The 17,603-nt window shown below is 43.5% G+C and carries 16 protein-coding genes; 9 read left to right on the top strand and 7 right to left on the bottom strand.

The features are described 5' to 3' along the window. Positions 1-11 precede the first annotated feature (11 nt). Entirely contained in the window at positions 12-7,643 is a 7,632-nt protein-coding gene (locus tag RAC86_RS01995) for a beta-ketoacyl synthase N-terminal-like domain-containing protein (protein WP_377885353.1), read from the top strand. A 44-nt stretch (positions 7,644-7,687) separates the two neighbouring features. On the opposite strand, the gene RAC86_RS01990 is transcribed toward RAC86_RS01995, so the two are convergent. The 4 genes from RAC86_RS01990 to aprX form a co-directional block, all read right to left on the bottom strand. Further along, positions 7,688-8,905, bottom strand: a complete 1,218-nt coding sequence (locus tag RAC86_RS01990; RefSeq protein ID WP_377885352.1) for a cytochrome P450 family protein — start codon at positions 8,903-8,905, stop codon at positions 7,688-7,690. Between the two features lie 231 nt (positions 8,906-9,136). Next, positions 9,137-9,493 (bottom strand): protein YmzB, encoded by a 357-nt coding sequence (gene ymzB / locus RAC86_RS01985; protein ID WP_003231786.1) that lies wholly within the window; start codon positions 9,491-9,493, stop codon positions 9,137-9,139. A 78-nt stretch (positions 9,494-9,571) separates the two neighbouring features. Further along, a complete protein-coding gene (locus RAC86_RS01980; protein ID WP_377885351.1) occupies positions 9,572-10,396 on the bottom strand; it encodes an MBL fold metallo-hydrolase in 825 nt (274 codons plus the stop codon). 109 nt (positions 10,397-10,505) lie between these two features. Beyond that, on the bottom strand, positions 10,506-11,834 hold the full coding sequence (gene aprX / locus RAC86_RS01975) for a serine protease AprX (RefSeq protein WP_377885350.1): 1,329 nt from the start codon (positions 11,832-11,834) through the stop codon (positions 10,506-10,508). Between the two features lie 224 nt (positions 11,835-12,058). Here aprX and RAC86_RS01970 point away from each other — a divergent pair, with 224 nt between their 5' ends. The 3 genes from RAC86_RS01970 to RAC86_RS01960 all read left to right on the top strand — a co-directional run bounded on the left by RAC86_RS01970 (position 12,059) and on the right by RAC86_RS01960 (position 13,801). Beyond that, complete coding sequence (locus tag RAC86_RS01970; RefSeq protein ID WP_014476869.1) at positions 12,059-12,292, top strand: hypothetical protein; 234 nt, start codon at positions 12,059-12,061, stop codon at positions 12,290-12,292. A 279-nt stretch (positions 12,293-12,571) separates the two neighbouring features. Further along, positions 12,572-13,279 (top strand): poly-gamma-glutamate hydrolase family protein, encoded by a 708-nt coding sequence (locus tag RAC86_RS01965; RefSeq protein WP_003245758.1) that lies wholly within the window; start codon positions 12,572-12,574, stop codon positions 13,277-13,279. Positions 13,280-13,348: 69 nt separating this feature from the next. Next, complete coding sequence (locus RAC86_RS01960; RefSeq protein ID WP_003231775.1) at positions 13,349-13,801, top strand: OsmC family protein; 453 nt, start codon at positions 13,349-13,351, stop codon at positions 13,799-13,801. Positions 13,802-13,814: 13 nt separating this feature from the next. On the opposite strand, the gene ebrB is transcribed toward RAC86_RS01960, so the two are convergent. From ebrB to RAC86_RS01945, 3 genes are all read right to left on the bottom strand, one after another. Beyond that, positions 13,815-14,168, bottom strand: a complete 354-nt coding sequence (gene ebrB, locus RAC86_RS01955) for a multidrug efflux SMR transporter subunit EbrB (protein WP_046381046.1) — start codon at positions 14,166-14,168, stop codon at positions 13,815-13,817. A gap of 13 nt (positions 14,169-14,181) precedes the next feature. Then, on the bottom strand, positions 14,182-14,499 hold the full coding sequence (ebrA, locus tag RAC86_RS01950; RefSeq protein ID WP_015715925.1) for a multidrug efflux SMR transporter subunit EbrA: 318 nt from the start codon (positions 14,497-14,499) through the stop codon (positions 14,182-14,184). Between the two features lie 135 nt (positions 14,500-14,634). Beyond that, positions 14,635-14,916 carry a hypothetical protein gene (locus RAC86_RS01945; RefSeq protein WP_015715926.1) on the bottom strand — a complete coding sequence of 94 codons (282 nt, stop codon included), beginning with the start codon at positions 14,914-14,916 and terminating at the stop codon, positions 14,635-14,637. Positions 14,917-15,005: 89 nt separating this feature from the next. On the opposite strand from RAC86_RS01945, the gene RAC86_RS01940 reads away from it, so the two are divergent. From RAC86_RS01940 to RAC86_RS01920, 5 genes are all read left to right on the top strand, one after another. After that, positions 15,006-15,419 (top strand): YmaF family protein, encoded by a 414-nt coding sequence (locus RAC86_RS01940; RefSeq protein ID WP_003231769.1) that lies wholly within the window; start codon positions 15,006-15,008, stop codon positions 15,417-15,419. A 99-nt stretch (positions 15,420-15,518) separates the two neighbouring features. Continuing rightward, positions 15,519-16,463 carry a tRNA (adenosine(37)-N6)-dimethylallyltransferase MiaA gene (gene miaA, locus RAC86_RS01935; protein ID WP_187956208.1) on the top strand — a complete coding sequence of 315 codons (945 nt, stop codon included), beginning with the start codon at positions 15,519-15,521 and terminating at the stop codon, positions 16,461-16,463. 39 nt (positions 16,464-16,502) lie between these two features. Continuing rightward, positions 16,503-16,724, top strand: a complete 222-nt coding sequence (gene hfq / locus RAC86_RS01930; protein WP_003221097.1) for an RNA chaperone Hfq — start codon at positions 16,503-16,505, stop codon at positions 16,722-16,724. A 195-nt stretch (positions 16,725-16,919) separates the two neighbouring features. Beyond that, positions 16,920-17,192 carry a YmzC family protein gene (locus RAC86_RS01925; protein WP_014479841.1) on the top strand — a complete coding sequence of 91 codons (273 nt, stop codon included), beginning with the start codon at positions 16,920-16,922 and terminating at the stop codon, positions 17,190-17,192. A gap of 81 nt (positions 17,193-17,273) precedes the next feature. Further along, entirely contained in the window at positions 17,274-17,504 is a 231-nt protein-coding gene (locus RAC86_RS01920; protein WP_003245262.1) for a hypothetical protein, read from the top strand. Positions 17,505-17,603 lie beyond the last annotated feature (99 nt).

Below are 17,603 nucleotides of genomic sequence, written 5' to 3'. Positions count from 1 at the left end.
GGGAAGCGCCAATGCTGAACACAGAAGACATTCTCTGTAAAATGCTTTTCGCACAATTACAGTCCATAGGGTTTTTCACAGAAAGTAAATCCCAGCCGGTATTGGAGAATTTCTATGGCAGATGGTTCGAAGAAAGCCAATCAATTTTAGAACGGCAGCAATTTTTGAAGCGAACGGAGAACGGATATGTTCCAACACGCTCAATAGGCACCATGAGCGAGCTGTGGAAAGAATGGAATGAACAAAAATCTGACCTGCTTCAAGACAATAATATGAAAGCCATGGTGACATTGGTGGAGACAGCACTTAAAGCCTTGCCGGAGATTCTGACCGGCAAGGCGTCAGCCACCGATATCCTGTTTCCGAATTCATCTATGGATTTAGTAGAAGGGATCTATAAAAACAATCAAGTCGCAGACTATTTTAATGATGTTCTTGCAGATACGTTAACAGCCTATCTGCAAGAACGTCTGAAGCAAGAGCCTGAGGCGAAGATTCGAATATTAGAAATCGGAGCCGGGACCGGCGGGACAAGCGCGGCTGTTTTTCAAAAATTGAAAGCATGGCAGACACATATAAAAGAATATTGTTATACAGATCTGTCTAAAGCTTTTTTAATGCATGCAGAAAATAAGTATGGTCCTGACAATCCATATTTGACATATAAACGATTTAATGTCGAGGAGCCGGCGTCTGAACAGCATATTGATGCGGGAGGCTACGACGTGGTCATCGCGGCAAATGTGCTTCATGCCACAAAAAATATCCGGCAAACATTGCGAAATGCAAAAGCAGTTTTGAAAAAGAACGGGCTGCTCCTTTTAAATGAAATAAGTAATCATAATATATATTCGCATTTGACGTTCGGCCTTTTAGAGGGCTGGTGGCTGTATGAGGATCCTGATCTCCGCATACCGGGCTGCCCGGGCCTGTATCCGGATACTTGGAAAACGGTGCTTGAGAGTGAAGGATTTCGCTATGTTTCCTTTATGGCTGAACAATCGCATCAGCTCGGCCAGCAGATCATTGCCGCTGAAAGTAACGGAGTCGTCCGTCAAAAGAAGAGAACGGAGGCAGAAGAAGATCCAAGCCATATACAAATGAATGCTGAAATCGATCATTCACAGGAAAGCGATTCTCTCATCGAACAAACGGCACAATTTGTGAAGCATACGCTGGCAAAATCAATCAAACTATCACCAGAACGTATTCACGAAGATACGACATTTGAGAAGTATGGAATTGATTCGATTTTGCAGGTGAATTTCATTCGTGAATTAGAAAAAGTGACGGGAGAGCTTCCAAAAACCATTTTATTTGAACATAACAACACAAAAGAACTCGTCGAATATTTAGTAAAGGGGCATGAAAATAAGCTCCGGACAGCATTGTTAAAGGAAAAAACGAAGCCTGCAAAAAATGAAGCTCCACTTCAAACAGAGCGTACAGATCCTAATAAGCCATTTACTTTTCATACACGCCGCTTTGTTACAGAGCAGGAAGTCACTGAAACTCAGCTAGCAAATACCGAACCACTAAAAAAAGAAAAGACAAGTAATTTGCAAAGAACACATTTTAATGATTCTAGTAGAGAAGATATCGCAATAATCGGGGTGAGCGGGCGCTATCCGATGTCTAACAGTTTAGAAGAGCTTTGGGGGCATTTAATCGCCGGAGACAATTGTATTACAGAGGCACCGGAATCCAGATGGCGCACATCTTTATTGAAAACATTATCAAAAGATCCAAAAAAGCCGGCAAATAAGAAACGCTATGGCGGATTTTTACAAGATATAGAGGCATTTGACCATCAGCTTTTTGAGGTGGAGCAAAACCGGGTGATGGAAATGACACCTGAACTCCGTTTATGTTTAGAAACCGTCTGGGAAACGTTTGAGGACGGCGGCTATACGCGAACCCGGCTGGATAAATTGCGGGATGATGACGGAGTAGGTGTTTTTATAGGGAATATGTATAACCAGTATTTTTGGAATATCCCATCTTTAGAGCAGGCAGTCCTCAGCTCAAATGGGGGAGACTGGCACATTGCAAATCGAGTTTCCCACTTTTTTAACCTGACCGGACCGAGTATCGCTGTCAGCTCAGCATGCTCTAGTTCATTAAACGCCATACATCTTGCGTGTGAAAGCCTGAAATTGAAAAACTGCTCAATGGCGATTGCTGGGGGTGTCAATTTAACACTCGATCTCTCTAAATATGATTCTTTGGAGCGTGCCAATCTGCTGGGAAGCGGCAATCAAAGCAAAAGTTTTGGCACAGGAAACGGGCTTATTCCCGGGGAAGGCATTGGAGCTGTCCTGTTAAAACCGCTTTCGAAGGCAATGGAAGATCAGGATCATATTTACGCTGTGATCAAAAGCAGTTTTGCCAACCATAGCGGCGGAAGACAGATGTATACAGCTCCGGACCCGAAACAGCAAGCAAAGTTAATTGTCAAGTCGATTCAGCAGTCGGGCATTGATCCAGAGACTATCGGCTATATTGAATCGGCGGCAAATGGTTCGGCGCTGGGCGATCCTATTGAAGTAATTGCCTTAACAAACGCGTTTCAACAATATACAAACAAGAAACAGTTTTGTGCGATAGGCTCTGTCAAATCCAATCTGGGGCATTTAGAGGCGGCTTCCGGCATTTCTCAGCTGACAAAAGTGCTGCTGCAGATGAAGAAAGGGACGCTGGTGCCGACAATTAACGCGCTGCCTGTCAATCCAAATATTAAGCTGGAGCACACGGCTTTCTATCTTCAGGAACAAACAAAGCCATGGCATCGCTTGAATGATCCTGAAACTGGAAAACAATTGCCTCGCAGAAGCATGATCAATTCCTTCGGAGCGGGGGGAGCCTATGCCAATCTTATTATAGAAGAATATATGGAGACGGCCCCTGAGAAAGAACATATCGCTCTCCGCCAGCAGGAATTCACTGCCGTTTTTTCAGCCAAAACAAAATGGAGCCTGCTTAGCTATCTAGAAAATATGCAATTGTTTTTAGAGAAGGAAGCTTCTCTGGATATTGAACCCGTTGTACAGGCTTTACACAGGAGAAACCATAATTTAGAGCATAGGGCTGCATTTACAGTGGCATCGACTCAAGAGCTGATCGAAAAACTAAAGGTGTTCCGAACATCAAGAGAAAGCTCACTCCAGCAAGGCATCTATACATCATTCGATTTACAGCCATGTGCGGAATCAGCATCTAGGGATAGAGAAATAAACGCAGCAGAGCAATGGGCACAAGGGGCATCGATTGCTTTTAAAGAAGCTGATATAGGGAACCGAACAGGCTGGGTTTATCTGCCTCACTATGCATTTGACCATAATACATCATTTCATTTCGATGTATCGTCTATCAATGAGAAATCGTCAGATGTTGAAGACAATATCAATCAGCCGGTCATTCAAGATCAATTCACTTATGATGAGCCTTACGTTCAAGGACACGTCTTCAACAATGAACGGGTGCTTGTCGGTGCCACATATGGCAGTCTGGCCATTGAAGCATTTTTTAACCTGTTCCCTGAGGAAAACAGCGGCCGTATCAGCAAATTAAGTTATATCAGTCCAATTGTCATCAAACAAGGCGAGACCATTGAACTTCAGGCAAAGCCGCTGCAAAAAGATCAAGTCATAGAACTGCAAATCATGTATCGCGAGCCGTCCTCTGGTTTGTGGAAGCCTGCCGCAATCGGACAATGCGGAATCGGTTCTTTTGAGCCCAAAAAAGTCAATATCGAGAACGTTAAGCATTCATTAACTAAGCTTCATCACATCGATCAGATGTATAAAACCGGAAACGGTCCTGAATGGGGAGAGTTATTTAAGACAATTACTCATCTCTACAGAGATCACAAGTCTATACTGGCAAAAATTCGCCTGCCCCAAAGCGGGCTGGCAAACGGGCACCATTACACTGTAAGCCCATTGATGACAAACAGCGCGTACTTGGCTATCCTCAGTTTCTTAGAGCAGTTTGACATGACAGGCGGCTTCCTGCCGTTTGGAATCAATGATATCCAGTTTACAAAGCAAACGATAAAAGGGGATTGCTGGCTTTTGATTACATTGGTTAAGAATACAGGTGACATGTTGCTGTTTGATGTAGATGTGATCAATGAGTCGTCAGAAACAGTGCTGCACTACTCGGGCTACTCGCTTAAACAGCTTCGTATTTCGAATCAAAGAGGAAATGAAAATAAGGCCATCAAAGCCAGCGATCTGAAAGCTCGTATCAGAAGCTATGTAACAGATAAACTGGCAGTAAACATGGCCGATCCGTCAAAATTGTCTCTTGCAAAAGCGCATATCATGGATTTTGGAATCGATTCTTCTCAATTGGTTGCACTGACAAGGGAGATGGAAGCAGAGACAAAGATCGAATTAAATCCGACTCTGTTTTTTGAGTATCCGACTATTCAAGAGCTAATCGACTTTTTTGCGGACAAACATGAAGCATCTTTTGCTCAGCTGTTTGGTGAAGCTCATCAGCAGGAAGAACGCCTAGCTCAAATCGAAAACCAAATGAAACAGATTCCGGCATACGAGACGAACACGGATAAAACAATCGAACACGCGGCAGACGGCATAGCCATTATCGGCATGTCGGGACAGTTTCCGAAAGCAAACAGCGTAACGGAATTTTGGGATAACCTTATCCAAGGAAAGAACTGTGTCTCTGAAGTGCCGAAAGAACGCTGGGACTGGCGCAAACATGCCGCAGCTGATAAGGAAGGGCAATCAAGTCTTCAATGGGGCGGTTTTATAGAAGGAATAGGTGAGTTTGATCCCCTGTTTTTTGGCATATCGCCTAAAGAAGCGGCGCATATGGACCCACAGGAATTTCTGCTCTTGATACATGCATGGAAGGCGATGGAAGATGCAGGCTTAACAGGGCAGGTTGTATCCAGCCGCCCGACAGGAGTATTTGTCGCAGCCGGCAATACGGATACAGCTGTAGTTCCTTCCCTAATTCCAAACCGTATATCCTATGCACTTGATGTAAAAGGTCCAAGTGAATATTATGAAGCTGCCTGTTCCTCAGCTCTAGTGGCTTTGCACAGAGCTGTACAATCCATTCGAAACGGCGAATGTGAGCAAGCCATTGTCGGGGCTGTGAATTTGCTGCTTTCACCAAAAGGCTTTATTGGCTTCGACTCAATGGGCTATTTGAGTGAGAAAGGACAGGCCAAATCCTTTCAAGCAGATGCAAATGGCTTTGTCAGAAGTGAAGGAGCAGGAGTTCTCATCATTAAACCATTGCAAAAAGCCATTGAAGATTCTGATCATATTTATTCGGTTATTAAAGGTTCAGGTGTATCGCATGGCGGCAGGGGAATGTCACTTCACGCGCCAAATCCGGCCGGCATGAAGGATGCAATGCTGAAGGCTTATCAAGGAGCGCAAATTGATCCCAAAACGGTGACCTATATAGAAGCGCATGGGATCGCCTCTCCATTGGCAGACGCGATAGAAATAGAGGCGTTAAAGTCAGGCTGCAGTCAGCTCGAATTGGAACTTCCACAGGAAGTACGGGAGGAAGCGCCATGTTATATCAGCAGCTTAAAGCCGAGCATCGGACACGGTGAACTCGTCTCAGGCATGGCTGCTCTTATGAAGGTCAGCATGGCGATGAAGCATCAAACAATACCAGGCATATCCGGATTTTCGTCTTTGAATGACCAGGTGTCATTAAAGGGCACCCGTTTCCGAGTGACTGCCGAGAATCAGCAATGGAGGGATTTAAGTGACGATGCAGGCAAAAAAATTCCGCGCAGAGCGAGTATCAACAGCTATAGCTTTGGAGGCGTAAATGCGCACGTCATTTTAGAAGAATATATTCCTTTACCAAAACCACCGGTTAGTATGAGTGAGAATGGTGCCCACATTGTAGTTCTTTCTGCAAAGAATCAAGACAGGCTAAAAGCAATTGCTCAACAGCAGCTTGACTATGTGAATAAACAACAAGAACTGTCATTACAAGATTATGCTTATACACTTCAAACCGGCCGAGAGGAAATGGAAGACCGCCTGGCGCTCGTCGTCCGCAGTAAAGAAGAACTGGTAATCGGCTTGCAAGCCTGCTTAGCAGAAAAAGGCGATAAGCTGAAGAGTTCTGTACCTGTCTTTAGCGGAAATGCAGAAAATGGCTCGTCAGATCTCGAAGCCTTGCTGGATGGTCCATTAAGAGAAATGGTGATCGAGACTTTGTTGTCTGAAAACAACCTTGAAAAGATCGCGTTTTGCTGGACAAAAGGGGTGCAAATCCCATGGGAAAAGCTTTATCAAGGAAAAGGTGCCCGCAGAATACCGTTGCCAACCTATCCATTTGAAAAGAGAAGCTGCTGGAACGGCTTTCAAGCAGTAGAGAATACGCCTTCTGTTTCACAGGATGAGCGTATCAACAACAGCAGCGATCATCACATATTAGCAAATGTACTAGGGATGGCTCCGGATGAACTGCAGCCTCATAAGCCATTGCAGCAGTATGGATTTGATTCAATTTCTTGCATACAGTTATTACAGCAATTGCAATCAAAGGTGGACCCTCTCATTGCCTTGACGGAGCTTCAAGCATGCCATACTGTTCAGGACATGATGGACTTGATCGCAAAGAAAAAGGAGGATACATCCTTACAAAATGATCAAGCTCGCACGTTTCCGGAATTGATACCGTTAAATGACGGCAAGCGGGGGCGCCCTGTCTTTTGGTTCCATGGCGGAGTAGGAGGAGTTGAAATCTATCAGCAATTTGCACAAAAGAGCCAGCGCCCTTTTTACGGCATTCAAGCCAGAGGATTCATGACTGATTCTGCTCCTTTGCACGGAATTGAACAAATGGCTTCCTATTATATAGAGATCATTCGATCCATACAGCCTGAAGGTCCTTATGATGTAGGCGGATATTCCTTAGGCGGGATGATTGCATATGAAGTCACTCGCCAGCTGCAAAGCCAAGGCCTTGCTGTCAAAAGCATGATGATGATTGACTCCCCATATCGTTCTGAGACAAAAGAGAATGAGGCATCTATGAAAACGTCAATGCTGCAAACAATTAATACGATGCTGGCATCGATTGCGAAACGGGAAAAGCTTACGGATGTTCTCATCAGCCGTGAAGAGGTGGACATAAGCTTAGAGGATGAAGAATTCCTGTCTGAGTTGATTGACTTGGCAAAAGAACGAGGGCTAAACAAACCAGATAAACAAATACGTGCGCAGGCTCAGCAAATGATGAAAACACAGCGCGCCTATGATTTGGAGTCGTACACTGTTAAGCCTCTCCCTGATCCTGAGACGGTAAAATGTTATTATTTCCGCAACAAAAGCAGGTCTTTCTTTGGTGATTTAGACACTTATTTCACTTTATCAAATGAAAAAGAACCGTTTGATCAAGCTGCCTATTGGGAGGAATGGGAGCGGCAAATTCCCCATTTCCACCTGGTGGATGTCGATTCTAGCAACCACTTCATGATACTAACCGAACCGAAAGCGTCAACAGCCATGTTAGAATTTTGCGAAAAGCTTTATTCAAACAGGGGAGTAGTGAATGCGAATTTCCTTAAGGCTTTCCGGAAGAAACATGAAGCGAGGGAAGAAAAAGAAACAGATGAATTGGTGAAGCGCTGAGAAAACACAAACGCCCCCTCTTTTAAAAGGGGGCGTTTTGAATGTTATTTTGAAAGTGAAACAGGGAGACTTTCTAATCCTCTTAAAAAGACATTTTTTCTCCATTGAATGTCATCAGGTGCAACCGCAAGTTCAATATCAGGAAATCTCTTCAGAAGTGCGTTAAATGCAATGTGGCCTTCCAGCCTGGCAAGAGGCGCTCCTAAGCAGAAATGAATGCCAAAACCGAAAGAAATATGTCTGTTAGGCGACCGATTTATATTTAATATTTCGGGGTTCTCAAAAAAATTCGGGTCGCGATTGGCAGATCCGATCCCTATAAAAATCATGTCTCCTCTTTTGATCGAATGCCCCTTATATGTAAAGTCTTCGATGGCCCACCGATTTGCCATCATAACGACAGGTGAGGTGTATCGCAGCAATTCTTCAACCGCTGTAGCGATCATTTCAGGATGCTGCTTGAGCTTCTCACATTCCTTCTTGTGCTGCAGCAATGCGAGTGTGCCTGAGCCGAGTAAGTTAACAGTCGTCTCAAGGCCGGCTACAACGAGCAAGAACAGCATCGAATAGAGCTCTTTTTCGCTTAACTTGCTGCCGTTTTCCTCAGCATGCACAAGTTTGCTGATTAAATCGTCTTTTGGCTTTATCCTTCTGTCATGGATCAGCTTGGCGATATAATCTTTAAATTCACGAAGGGCCTGATTTGTCCGCTCTCTGTTACCTTCAGAGGTATCAACCATCGCATTGGTCCAGATTTGAAACTGTGACCGATCTTCTTTTGGGATTCCCATCAATTCAGATATAACAATAAAAGGCAAAGGGGAAGCGAAGGATTTCATGATATCCGCTTTATTTTCTTTTTCCATTTCATCTAAAAGCTGTTCAGCAATTTGTTCAATGCTGCCGCGCAGATTTTCAATGGTTCGGGGAGTAAATGCTTGATGAACAAGTGATCTCAGGCGGGTATGGTCAGGTGTGTCTTTTGCCAGCATATGATCGGATACAAAATCGATATCTTCACTAACGTTGAGCATTTTGATTTGTTCTTGGTTCATCACATTTTTTACGTCTCTTGTAATTCGATTGTCTTTTAAAAAGGCCATACAATCATCGTATCGGGTAATTAACCAGGCCGGATATGTGGCTCCGAACCGTTTTAATTCAAATCGGTGAATGGGCTCTTCCTCTCTAAATCGTCCTAAAACTGAAAAAGGATTGTGATGAAACTCTTTACCATGCGGATGAAACATCAATTTTTCCATTTGCATTCTCCTCGCCTAATAGGGTAAATAGATGAATCAAATTGCTGAATTAGTTTACAAAAAACAGAATGATTTGAAATGTAATCCTGTCTCTAAAAACTATATATCTATTTTAGGCGTCATTCAATAGGGTGAAGAACGAAAAAAGTGAAAAAACGGCTCGATATAAAGCAGCGCCTTTGAACGAAAGCTCAAAGGCGCTACGCTGTATTATTTTGATGAAAGTGGCTGTCAGCTGTGCTGGATATCAATTGTATATACTGCACGATCTGTTACGACCTTCAATCCTTCGTTTTCTTGGTGAATATGAATGTCACCTAATAAAGGAATCTCATAGGCATTTTGCGGAAGCGGTACGTTTCCGTCCTCAGTGAATGTTGTTCCTTCGCCTTCTAAAACAAGCTCTTCTTTCGCAACATAATCATCAGGATGATTCGTACTGCGTATAGCCACTTTTTGAAGGTGGAGAACAATCTGATCCAAGTCTGATATCTCTTCATCATGGGTCAATTCACCTTTTCTAATATCAAGCGTCTGGCCGACTTTTGATTCCAGCCATTGAGAAAGCTGTGTATTCGTGTGTGCCATCAATATTCCTCCTTTTGATCTACACGATACTATTCCCAATTGCTGTATCTTTTACACGGAAAAGAGCCGCCTCACTCTTTATGTATGAAACAATTCGCTGTTGAGAGCCTTGATATAGCGTACGGCAGAACGCTGGACCGCTTCGCCGGCATTTTCTTTGACAACTTTAGAAAAAGCATTGTAAAGCCGGTTGAATTGAAGCGGTTTTACTTTGGCTGCTATTTCTTCAACTTTGGAGGCGGGAAGGGGAATGAGATTTGGGTAGCTGTACATAAAGCTGACCCAGTTTCGGTCCGCCGCAACCGTAATGATATCTCCGGTCAATAGACAGCCTTTCCCTTCATTGCCCTTGCTCCAATGCAAAACAGCACCGCCTTTAAAATGTCCGCCCAGTCGGTAAAGGTCCAGTCCCGGCTTCACGTTGAGCGTTTCCCCTGACCAGAAGTGAATGTGATTGCTTGGCCTTGTCACCCATTCTTTATCATCCTCATGGATATAGATCGGCGCCTGAAACGCTTCAGCCCACTCAACTTGAGTAGAGTAATAATGTGGATGAGACAAGGCGATGGCTTGAATACCGCCTAATTCGTTGATTTGGTCAATTGTCTTTTGGTCAAGATATGTCATGCAATCCCACAGCACATTGAAGCCCTTATGCTGGATAAGATGGGCTGTTTGTCCAATCGCAAACTCTGGTTCAGTTTTGATGCTGTAAAGATGCTCTTCTTCCTTTTTAAGGTTGTTTTGAAGGTTTCCTTTCTCACGCATGTCTTCAAGGGTTGTCCAACTTTGTCCATCGGGATGAATATACTGCCTTTCATCCTCGCAAATCAGACACGAGTTGGGCGGATCTACAGTCTGTGCATGTTGCACACCGCATGTGTTGCAGATATAATATGGCACTTTCTTCACTTCCTTCATCTATTTTCCATTATTTTACCTTATGATTATGAATATTCAAACAAAAAACCGGCAGTTCTGCTGAGAGAGAATTGCCGGCTTTTGATGATGTTTATTGGCCGGGAACGGAATTTTCTGCGTTGACAGCGCCCGCTCCGTACACATTCGGATCTTCATCTTTCCATTTGTCCGTGCCGTTTTTCAAAAGCTCTTTTACTTCATCAGGGGTAAGATCCGGGTTGTGCTGAAGAATTAAAGCTGCGATTCCTGCGCAAATCGGTGTTGCCATTGAGGTTCCTGACATTGTAAAGTACTGAGACCCTACACGGCTTGACTTTTGGAGCTTATCAATATAAGAATTCGGAGAGCGAAGGGAAATAATATTAACACCCGGCGCTAAAATATCGGGCTTTTCTTTCCCGTATACTGTCGGGCCGCGGCTTGAGAAGGAAGCGACAGTATCATCATCGCTGCTTGCAGTATTGTTATCGTCAAGCGCACCTACTGTAATCACCTTTTCGCTCACGCCCGGGCTTGCAATGGTCTGCGAATCAGGGCCTGAGTTTCCGGCAGCGACACAGACGACAATCCCTGCGTTCCACGCTTCTTCAACCGCTCTGACTAACGGATCTTCCTGTTCATGATCATATCTAAGGGCATCGCCCCCGAGCGACATGCTAATAATATCAATCGGTTCATCGGGGTTGTCCTCATTGTATTGAATACACCACTCAACACCCTCTATAATATCTGCTAACGTTCCTGAACCCTGCTTGTTTAATACCTTTACGCCGATGAGATTGGCTTCCGGTGCAGGTCCGCGGTATTGACCGGAAGAGGATGCGCCGCTGCTTGCGACATCACCTGCACAGTGTGTGCCATGACCATTATCATCGTACGGCTCTGTTTTTTGATTGACCATATCCGCGAATCCGATAATTCTGCCTTCTAGATCAGGATGCGGGTAGATTCCTGTATCGACAACAGCGACAGTAACACCTTTTCCTGTCAGGGTTTGCCCGTTTCTGACGACTTCCTTCGCATGGCTTGCTTCGGTTGCCGTGTCTAAAAGCGCTTTGACTTCGCGGTTTAAATACACTTTACGGATATTGCTGCATTCAGAGAGAAGGGAATGTAATGCTGAAGGAGTAACCTCGGCGCTGCAGCAGTTGATTTTGTTGAAGCGGCTTTTTAGCTTGCTGCGTTTTTCTTTTTGCAGCACATCTCCAGCCATTTGAAAGCCGGTCTCGTGACAGCCTTCCTCAAATTCGATAATGACTGACATTTTTTTTCTGTTTTGCAATTTGGTTTCGAAAAATTTATGCAAGAAGCAAGGAGTCCATTTGAAGGGCTTGTAAAGCTGCAATACGGTTTCCCGTAACGGCCAATCTAGCTTGTGAGCATTTGCTCTCACCATTTGTACCATAGAGTACCCAAACATGTATTTTCCTCCTATTATAAGGTTCTCTGTATACTCTATGAACAGATGATAGGTTTGGTAAGTTTGTTTGTCCTCTGTAAGAGACAGACAAGAGTTTGTTTTTCTGAATCTTTCGCATTAGATACGATAGATTCAGAAGCTGAGGAAATCATTGGGGATTGAAAAAGAACGTTTGTTCGTATTATAATGTGATCATATCAAACTGGGAAGGGGAGAGCAACCGTATGAATTTCTACTTGCACCGTTCTTTGGAAAGCCAAATGCCAATCAGCATTATATATATGAAGAAAGACGGAACGATTAGTAAAAGAACGATTATTGTGAGACAGAAAAGCAAAACGAAAATCAAAGCATTTTGTTTTTCGAAACAACAGATCAGAACATTTTTATTGGACTCTATCCTCTCCTGTGATTTTGTGAGAACAAATAAGCAAAATCTCTATTCTGCAGGCCGGTAACAGCTGTCCGTCTCAGCAACCGGGCAGCCTGTTACTAAAACCCTCCTTAAACCTATATACATTTATTTGCCAAGTGAGGTTGTTCCTACCTTTTTTGTCTTTCCTCTCAACCTTTTTTCACTCTTATTTGAAATGAACCGCTAATAACCGTGACAATCAATTGATTTTTTGAAACCGGGAACTTTTTCACTGATGATATTGTGTATACAATGGTAAGATAAAACCTATTGGCTAAACCTCATATAATGAACCGCGCCATTCTTATGAAAGGAGTTAAACATGAGAAGATTTTTACTAAATGTCATATTAGTCTTAGCCATTGTCTTGTTCTTGAGATATGTTCATTACTCATTGGAACCAGAACCATCAAATCAGCCAGATACATATTCAAATTTCAGCAGCTTGGCAGAGAATGAGAGCCCAGCCGATTACGATATTTCATATAATGAGAAAAAAGGAAGCAAAGTCTTAATTATGTCTCCGCATGGCGGAAGAATTGAAGGCGGAGTAAGTGAGCTTGTGCGTTATTTCAATAATGAATACTCTACATACCTGTTTGAAGGGTTGAAGTCCCATGATAACCAAACACTGCACATTACAAGCACCAACTTTGATGAGCCATTGGCAAAAAAGAAAATCAAGGAGCATCAATATGTGGTGGCTTTTCACGGATATAAAGGAGAGAACAAGAATACGCTTGTAGGGGGAACAGACCGAAAGCGGGCGAAAATGATTGTGAGAGCCCTTGAGCGGAGAGGGTTTTCCGCTGAGTTAGCGTCGTCTAAAAGCGGTCTTGCTGGATTGAATGCCGAAAACATTAATAACCAAGGGGAAACGGGGCTAAGTATCCAGCTGGAAATCAGCCGTGAGCAGAGAGAAGCATTTTTTGATGATTTTTATTATAAAAATAGAAAATACACAAAGAACAGTGAATTTTATGCTTATGTCAGTGCGATCAAAGGTGTCCTGGAAAAAGAGTATTCGTAACAAGCAGATCAGAAGACAAAATAAGAGAAGATCAGTAGACTGAAATAGGATAAAAAAGGAGGCGAAACAATGGCAGATCATCATTTTTATTTAAAAGCGAATTGGCCGGGTAACCGCAATGATGTCGGTACGATTGAAAGCGGAAACCTGATTACATCGATTTCCATTCCTAAAGAAATGGATGGCCCGGGAGAAGGGACCAACCCAGATGAAATGCTTCTCGGGGCGGCAGCGACCTGTTACATTATTACACTTGCAGCGATGATGGAGAGAAGCGGGCTGGAAAAAGAAGACTTACAGATGGAGTCAGAAGGCATTGTCGACGTCACAAAAGGAGTCTTTACATACAAAAAGATCATTCACCGTCCCTCTGTCGTGCTTAAACATGATGCTTCACAAGACGACGTCGCATTGGCGCACAAGCTTTGTAAAAAAGCGGAGTCGTCATGCATGATTTCGCGTGCAATTCAAGGAAATGTCGAGCTGCAGCTTGAAGCCTCTGTGAAACTGGGTGGAGAATAAAGAAAACAGACGGTCACTCACAGACCGTCTGTTTTTTATCTTCAGCGTGGGCTTTCGATTGATTTAGCACGACCACGCCTGCAATGACAAGCGTGAGACCTATTACACCTTTTAAACTGATGGTTTCGCCAAAAAGCAAAAACCCGACAATTGCTGTAAGCGCGGTACCAACGCCCGACCATGTTGCATACGCGCTTGATAAGTCAATTGTTTTTAAAGAAAAGCTTAGAAACGTAAAAGCAGAAAGAAATCCGACTATGACTCCGGCAATGGGCCAGGCTTGTGTAAATCCTTCTGAAAGCTTCAGCATCGTGCTCCCAAACACTTCAGATACAATGGCGAGAGCCAAATAAAGCAATCCTCTCATCTTCATCACTCCTTTACTGCCAATTAAGTAACACGACTCCTGATAGTAATAAAAGAATTCCGAGAAGCCCTTTGGCATTCAGATCTTCCTTGAACCATTTTACTCCGATCACTGTCGTCAGCACCGTGCCCGCCCCGCTCCAAGTCGCATAGGAGAGGCTCAGGGGAATATGGTTTAAAGTCAGGGACAGCATATAAAAGGCGAGGGAATAGCCAATAACGACCAAAGCACTTGGCTTCCACTTTTTGAAGCCATCAGATACCTTCAGCATGGCTGCTCCTATCGATTCCGAACATATGGCAATCGTGAGGAATATATATCCTATCAACATCATGAATTCTCCTCACTATATTTTTAGATTAGAAAAAAACTTCAGCTAGAAAAATATTAGTGTATGCCTATGTATGAGTCAAGAGATTCATTTTCACACACTTAAAAAGACCCCTTTTTAAGGGGCCTTTTGCGTTTAATAATAATAAGGGAACGGGGCATACGGATAATAGGGGTATCCGCCATACAAATAAGGATTAAATAAAGCGCTTCCTATAAGCCCGCCTGCAAGGCCGCCGATAAACGGTCCTCCAAAAAATCCGAATGGCCGGCCAAACCCAAATCCATAGCCAAATCCGGGTCTTCCAAACCCGTAACCGAATCCGAAAGGTCTTCCAAACCCAAATGGTCTCCCGAATCCGAAAGGTCTTCCAAATATTCTTGTATCTTCAGGGCTGAAATGCTCTAACTCGTTCATGTTTTCTTTCCTCCTGTAATAAAGTGTAGATGATGCAGTGTATTCACCCTGCCCGGATTTGATTGGGCGAATCGAGGAAAAAGGAGGATGTGAACACATTGGGCCTGTATCAGTCTGACTGGTCAAAAGCACCGCCCCACGCACATGCTTATCATGTCAAAACAACGAGAGAACAGGGCCATTATCATCTCATTGAAGGGTTTACTCAGCCGGCAAACGGATCAAATACCGATCAGCATACACATTACTATACAGGGATCACTTCATTTGAAAACGGCCATTTTCATCGGTATTACGGAATCTCAGGGCCAGCGATTCCCTTAGCAGATGGCACACATTATCATGAAATCGAAGAAACGACATATCTGGCCTATAACGAGCCGATTGAGATCCAGTACGGAGGGGTTGTGTACGATCCCGGAGATGACAGAAGAAAAACGCATCGTCATACCCTGAAAGGAAAGACAAGGGAAATTGTCGGCAATGAGCCGCTCGGCTGGTAGAAGGATGTTTACCGATGCAAAAAAAGGGCAAAATGGATAGGTGGTTGTCCATGTTGAATGCTATAATGGGGGGAGATTTATAAAAGAGAGTGATACATATTGAATAATACGAAGCAGCCCGTTGTCATTTTAGTCGGACCGACGGCAGTGGGGAAAACCAATTTAAGTATTCAGCTAGCCAAATCCTTAAACGCAGAAATTATCAGCGGAGATTCGATGCAGATTTATAAAGGGATGGATATTGGAACAGCTAAAATTACCGAACAGGAGATGGAGGGAGTGCCCCATCATCTGATTGACATTTTAGATCCCAAAGACTCTTTCTCTACTGCCGATTATCAAAGCTTAGTAAGAAATAAAATCAGCGAGATTGCAAATAGAGGAAAGCTTCCGATGATTGTCGGCGGTACAGGGCTTTATATACAATCTGTGCTTTACGATTATACATTTACGGAAGAGGCAAATGATCCCGTGTTTCGAGAGAGCATGCAAATGGCCGCTGAGCGGGAAGGCGCTGACTTTCTTCATGCCAAACTTGCTGCAGCAGATCCCGAGGCAGCAGCTGCGATTCATCCGAATAATACGAGAAGAGTCATTCGCGCACTGGAAATTTTACATACGTCCGGAAAAACGATGTCCCAGCATTTGAAGGAACAAAAACGAGAACTTCTGTACAATGCAGTGTTAATTGGCCTGACAATGGATAGAGACACGCTTTACGAAAGAATTAATCAGCGGGTCGATATGATGATGCAGTCAGGCCTTCTTCCGGAAGTGAAACGCTTATACGACAAGAACGTGAGAGACTGTCAATCAATACAGGCGATAGGCTATAAAGAGCTGTATGCATATTTTGACGGTTTTGTGACACTTTCCGATGCTGTCGAACAGCTAAAGCAGAACTCGAGGCGGTATGCGAAACGCCAGCTGACGTGGTTTCGCAACAAAATGCAGGTCACATGGTTCGATATGACACCGCCTGTTGATATGGAGCTGAAAAAAAAGGAAATTTTCACACATATAGCAGGAAAACTCGAACTTTAATCGAAACTGTATGATATAGAGAATCAAGGAGGACGAAACATGAAACCGATTAATATTCAGGATCAGTTTTTGAATCAAATCCGGAAAGAAAATACGTATGTCACTGTTTTTTTGCTGAACGGCTTTCAGTTGCGGGGCCAGGTGAAAGGCTTTGATAACTTTACCGTATTGTTGGAATCGGAAGGTAAGCAGCAGCTTATATATAAACATGCGATCTCAACGTTTGCGCCGCAAAAAAACGTCCAGCTTGAACTCGAATAGATCAAAAAATGCCATGTCAAGACATGAGGAAAGGCTGCCGGGGGTTCCCGGCGGCCATTTTTAACATGAATCCACTTTTGCTCCAAGCTTTTTGTGTAAGCTGACCATGCCAAGGCACGGTCTTTTTTTATGAGAACAACATACGGAAGTAAAAATGGTATATTATGTATAAAATGAATTTGGGGGTGATCGACCTTGTTTGAAAGTGAAGCAGAACTGAGACGAATCAGGATTGCACTTGTATGGATAGCTGTCTTTTTACTGTTCGGGGCGTGCGGGAATCAAGATACCATTATTGAAACAGACAGCGGCAATTCAGACTATGAAACGCCTCAGCCCACCTCGTTTCCACTTGAACATAACCATTTTGGCGTTATGGAGGACGGCTATATCAAAATTTATGAGTATAATGAGTCCCGCAATGAGGTAAAGCTGAAGAAAGAATACGCGGATGATGAGCTTGAATAAAATTCACAAGCATTCGAATTTACAAAGCGGATGCCAGCCGCTAAACTAAATACAGACACAGATCAAACAGAGGGTGAAAACATGAAGCATAAAGTGATCGTGAATCATTGGGAAGAAATTTGCGAAGATGATTCTTGCTATGAATACGGAACAAGTATCATTGTGAACGGAAAAGAATTAATCAGAGAAGCGTCAATTATCACTGCTTTGAAGGCGGTTTTAGAAGAGATCGGCGCGGATGTTGAAATAGAAGAAACAGTAGAGAGCGAAAAATGCTGTGATAGCTTAAGAAAAAAAAATCTAGACTACTAAGCAGTTTTTTTTCATGTTATGATAAACATCGGCTAAAAAACGACACCCCGAGTAGGACGAGAGATGATTCTCGTTCTGCTCTCTTTTTTGGGCCCTAAT

This window comes from Bacillus sp. LR_5 (assembly GCF_042709275.1).
The sequence above is the reverse complement of the archived record's forward strand: the minus strand, read 5'-3'. Positions and strand labels throughout refer to the sequence as shown.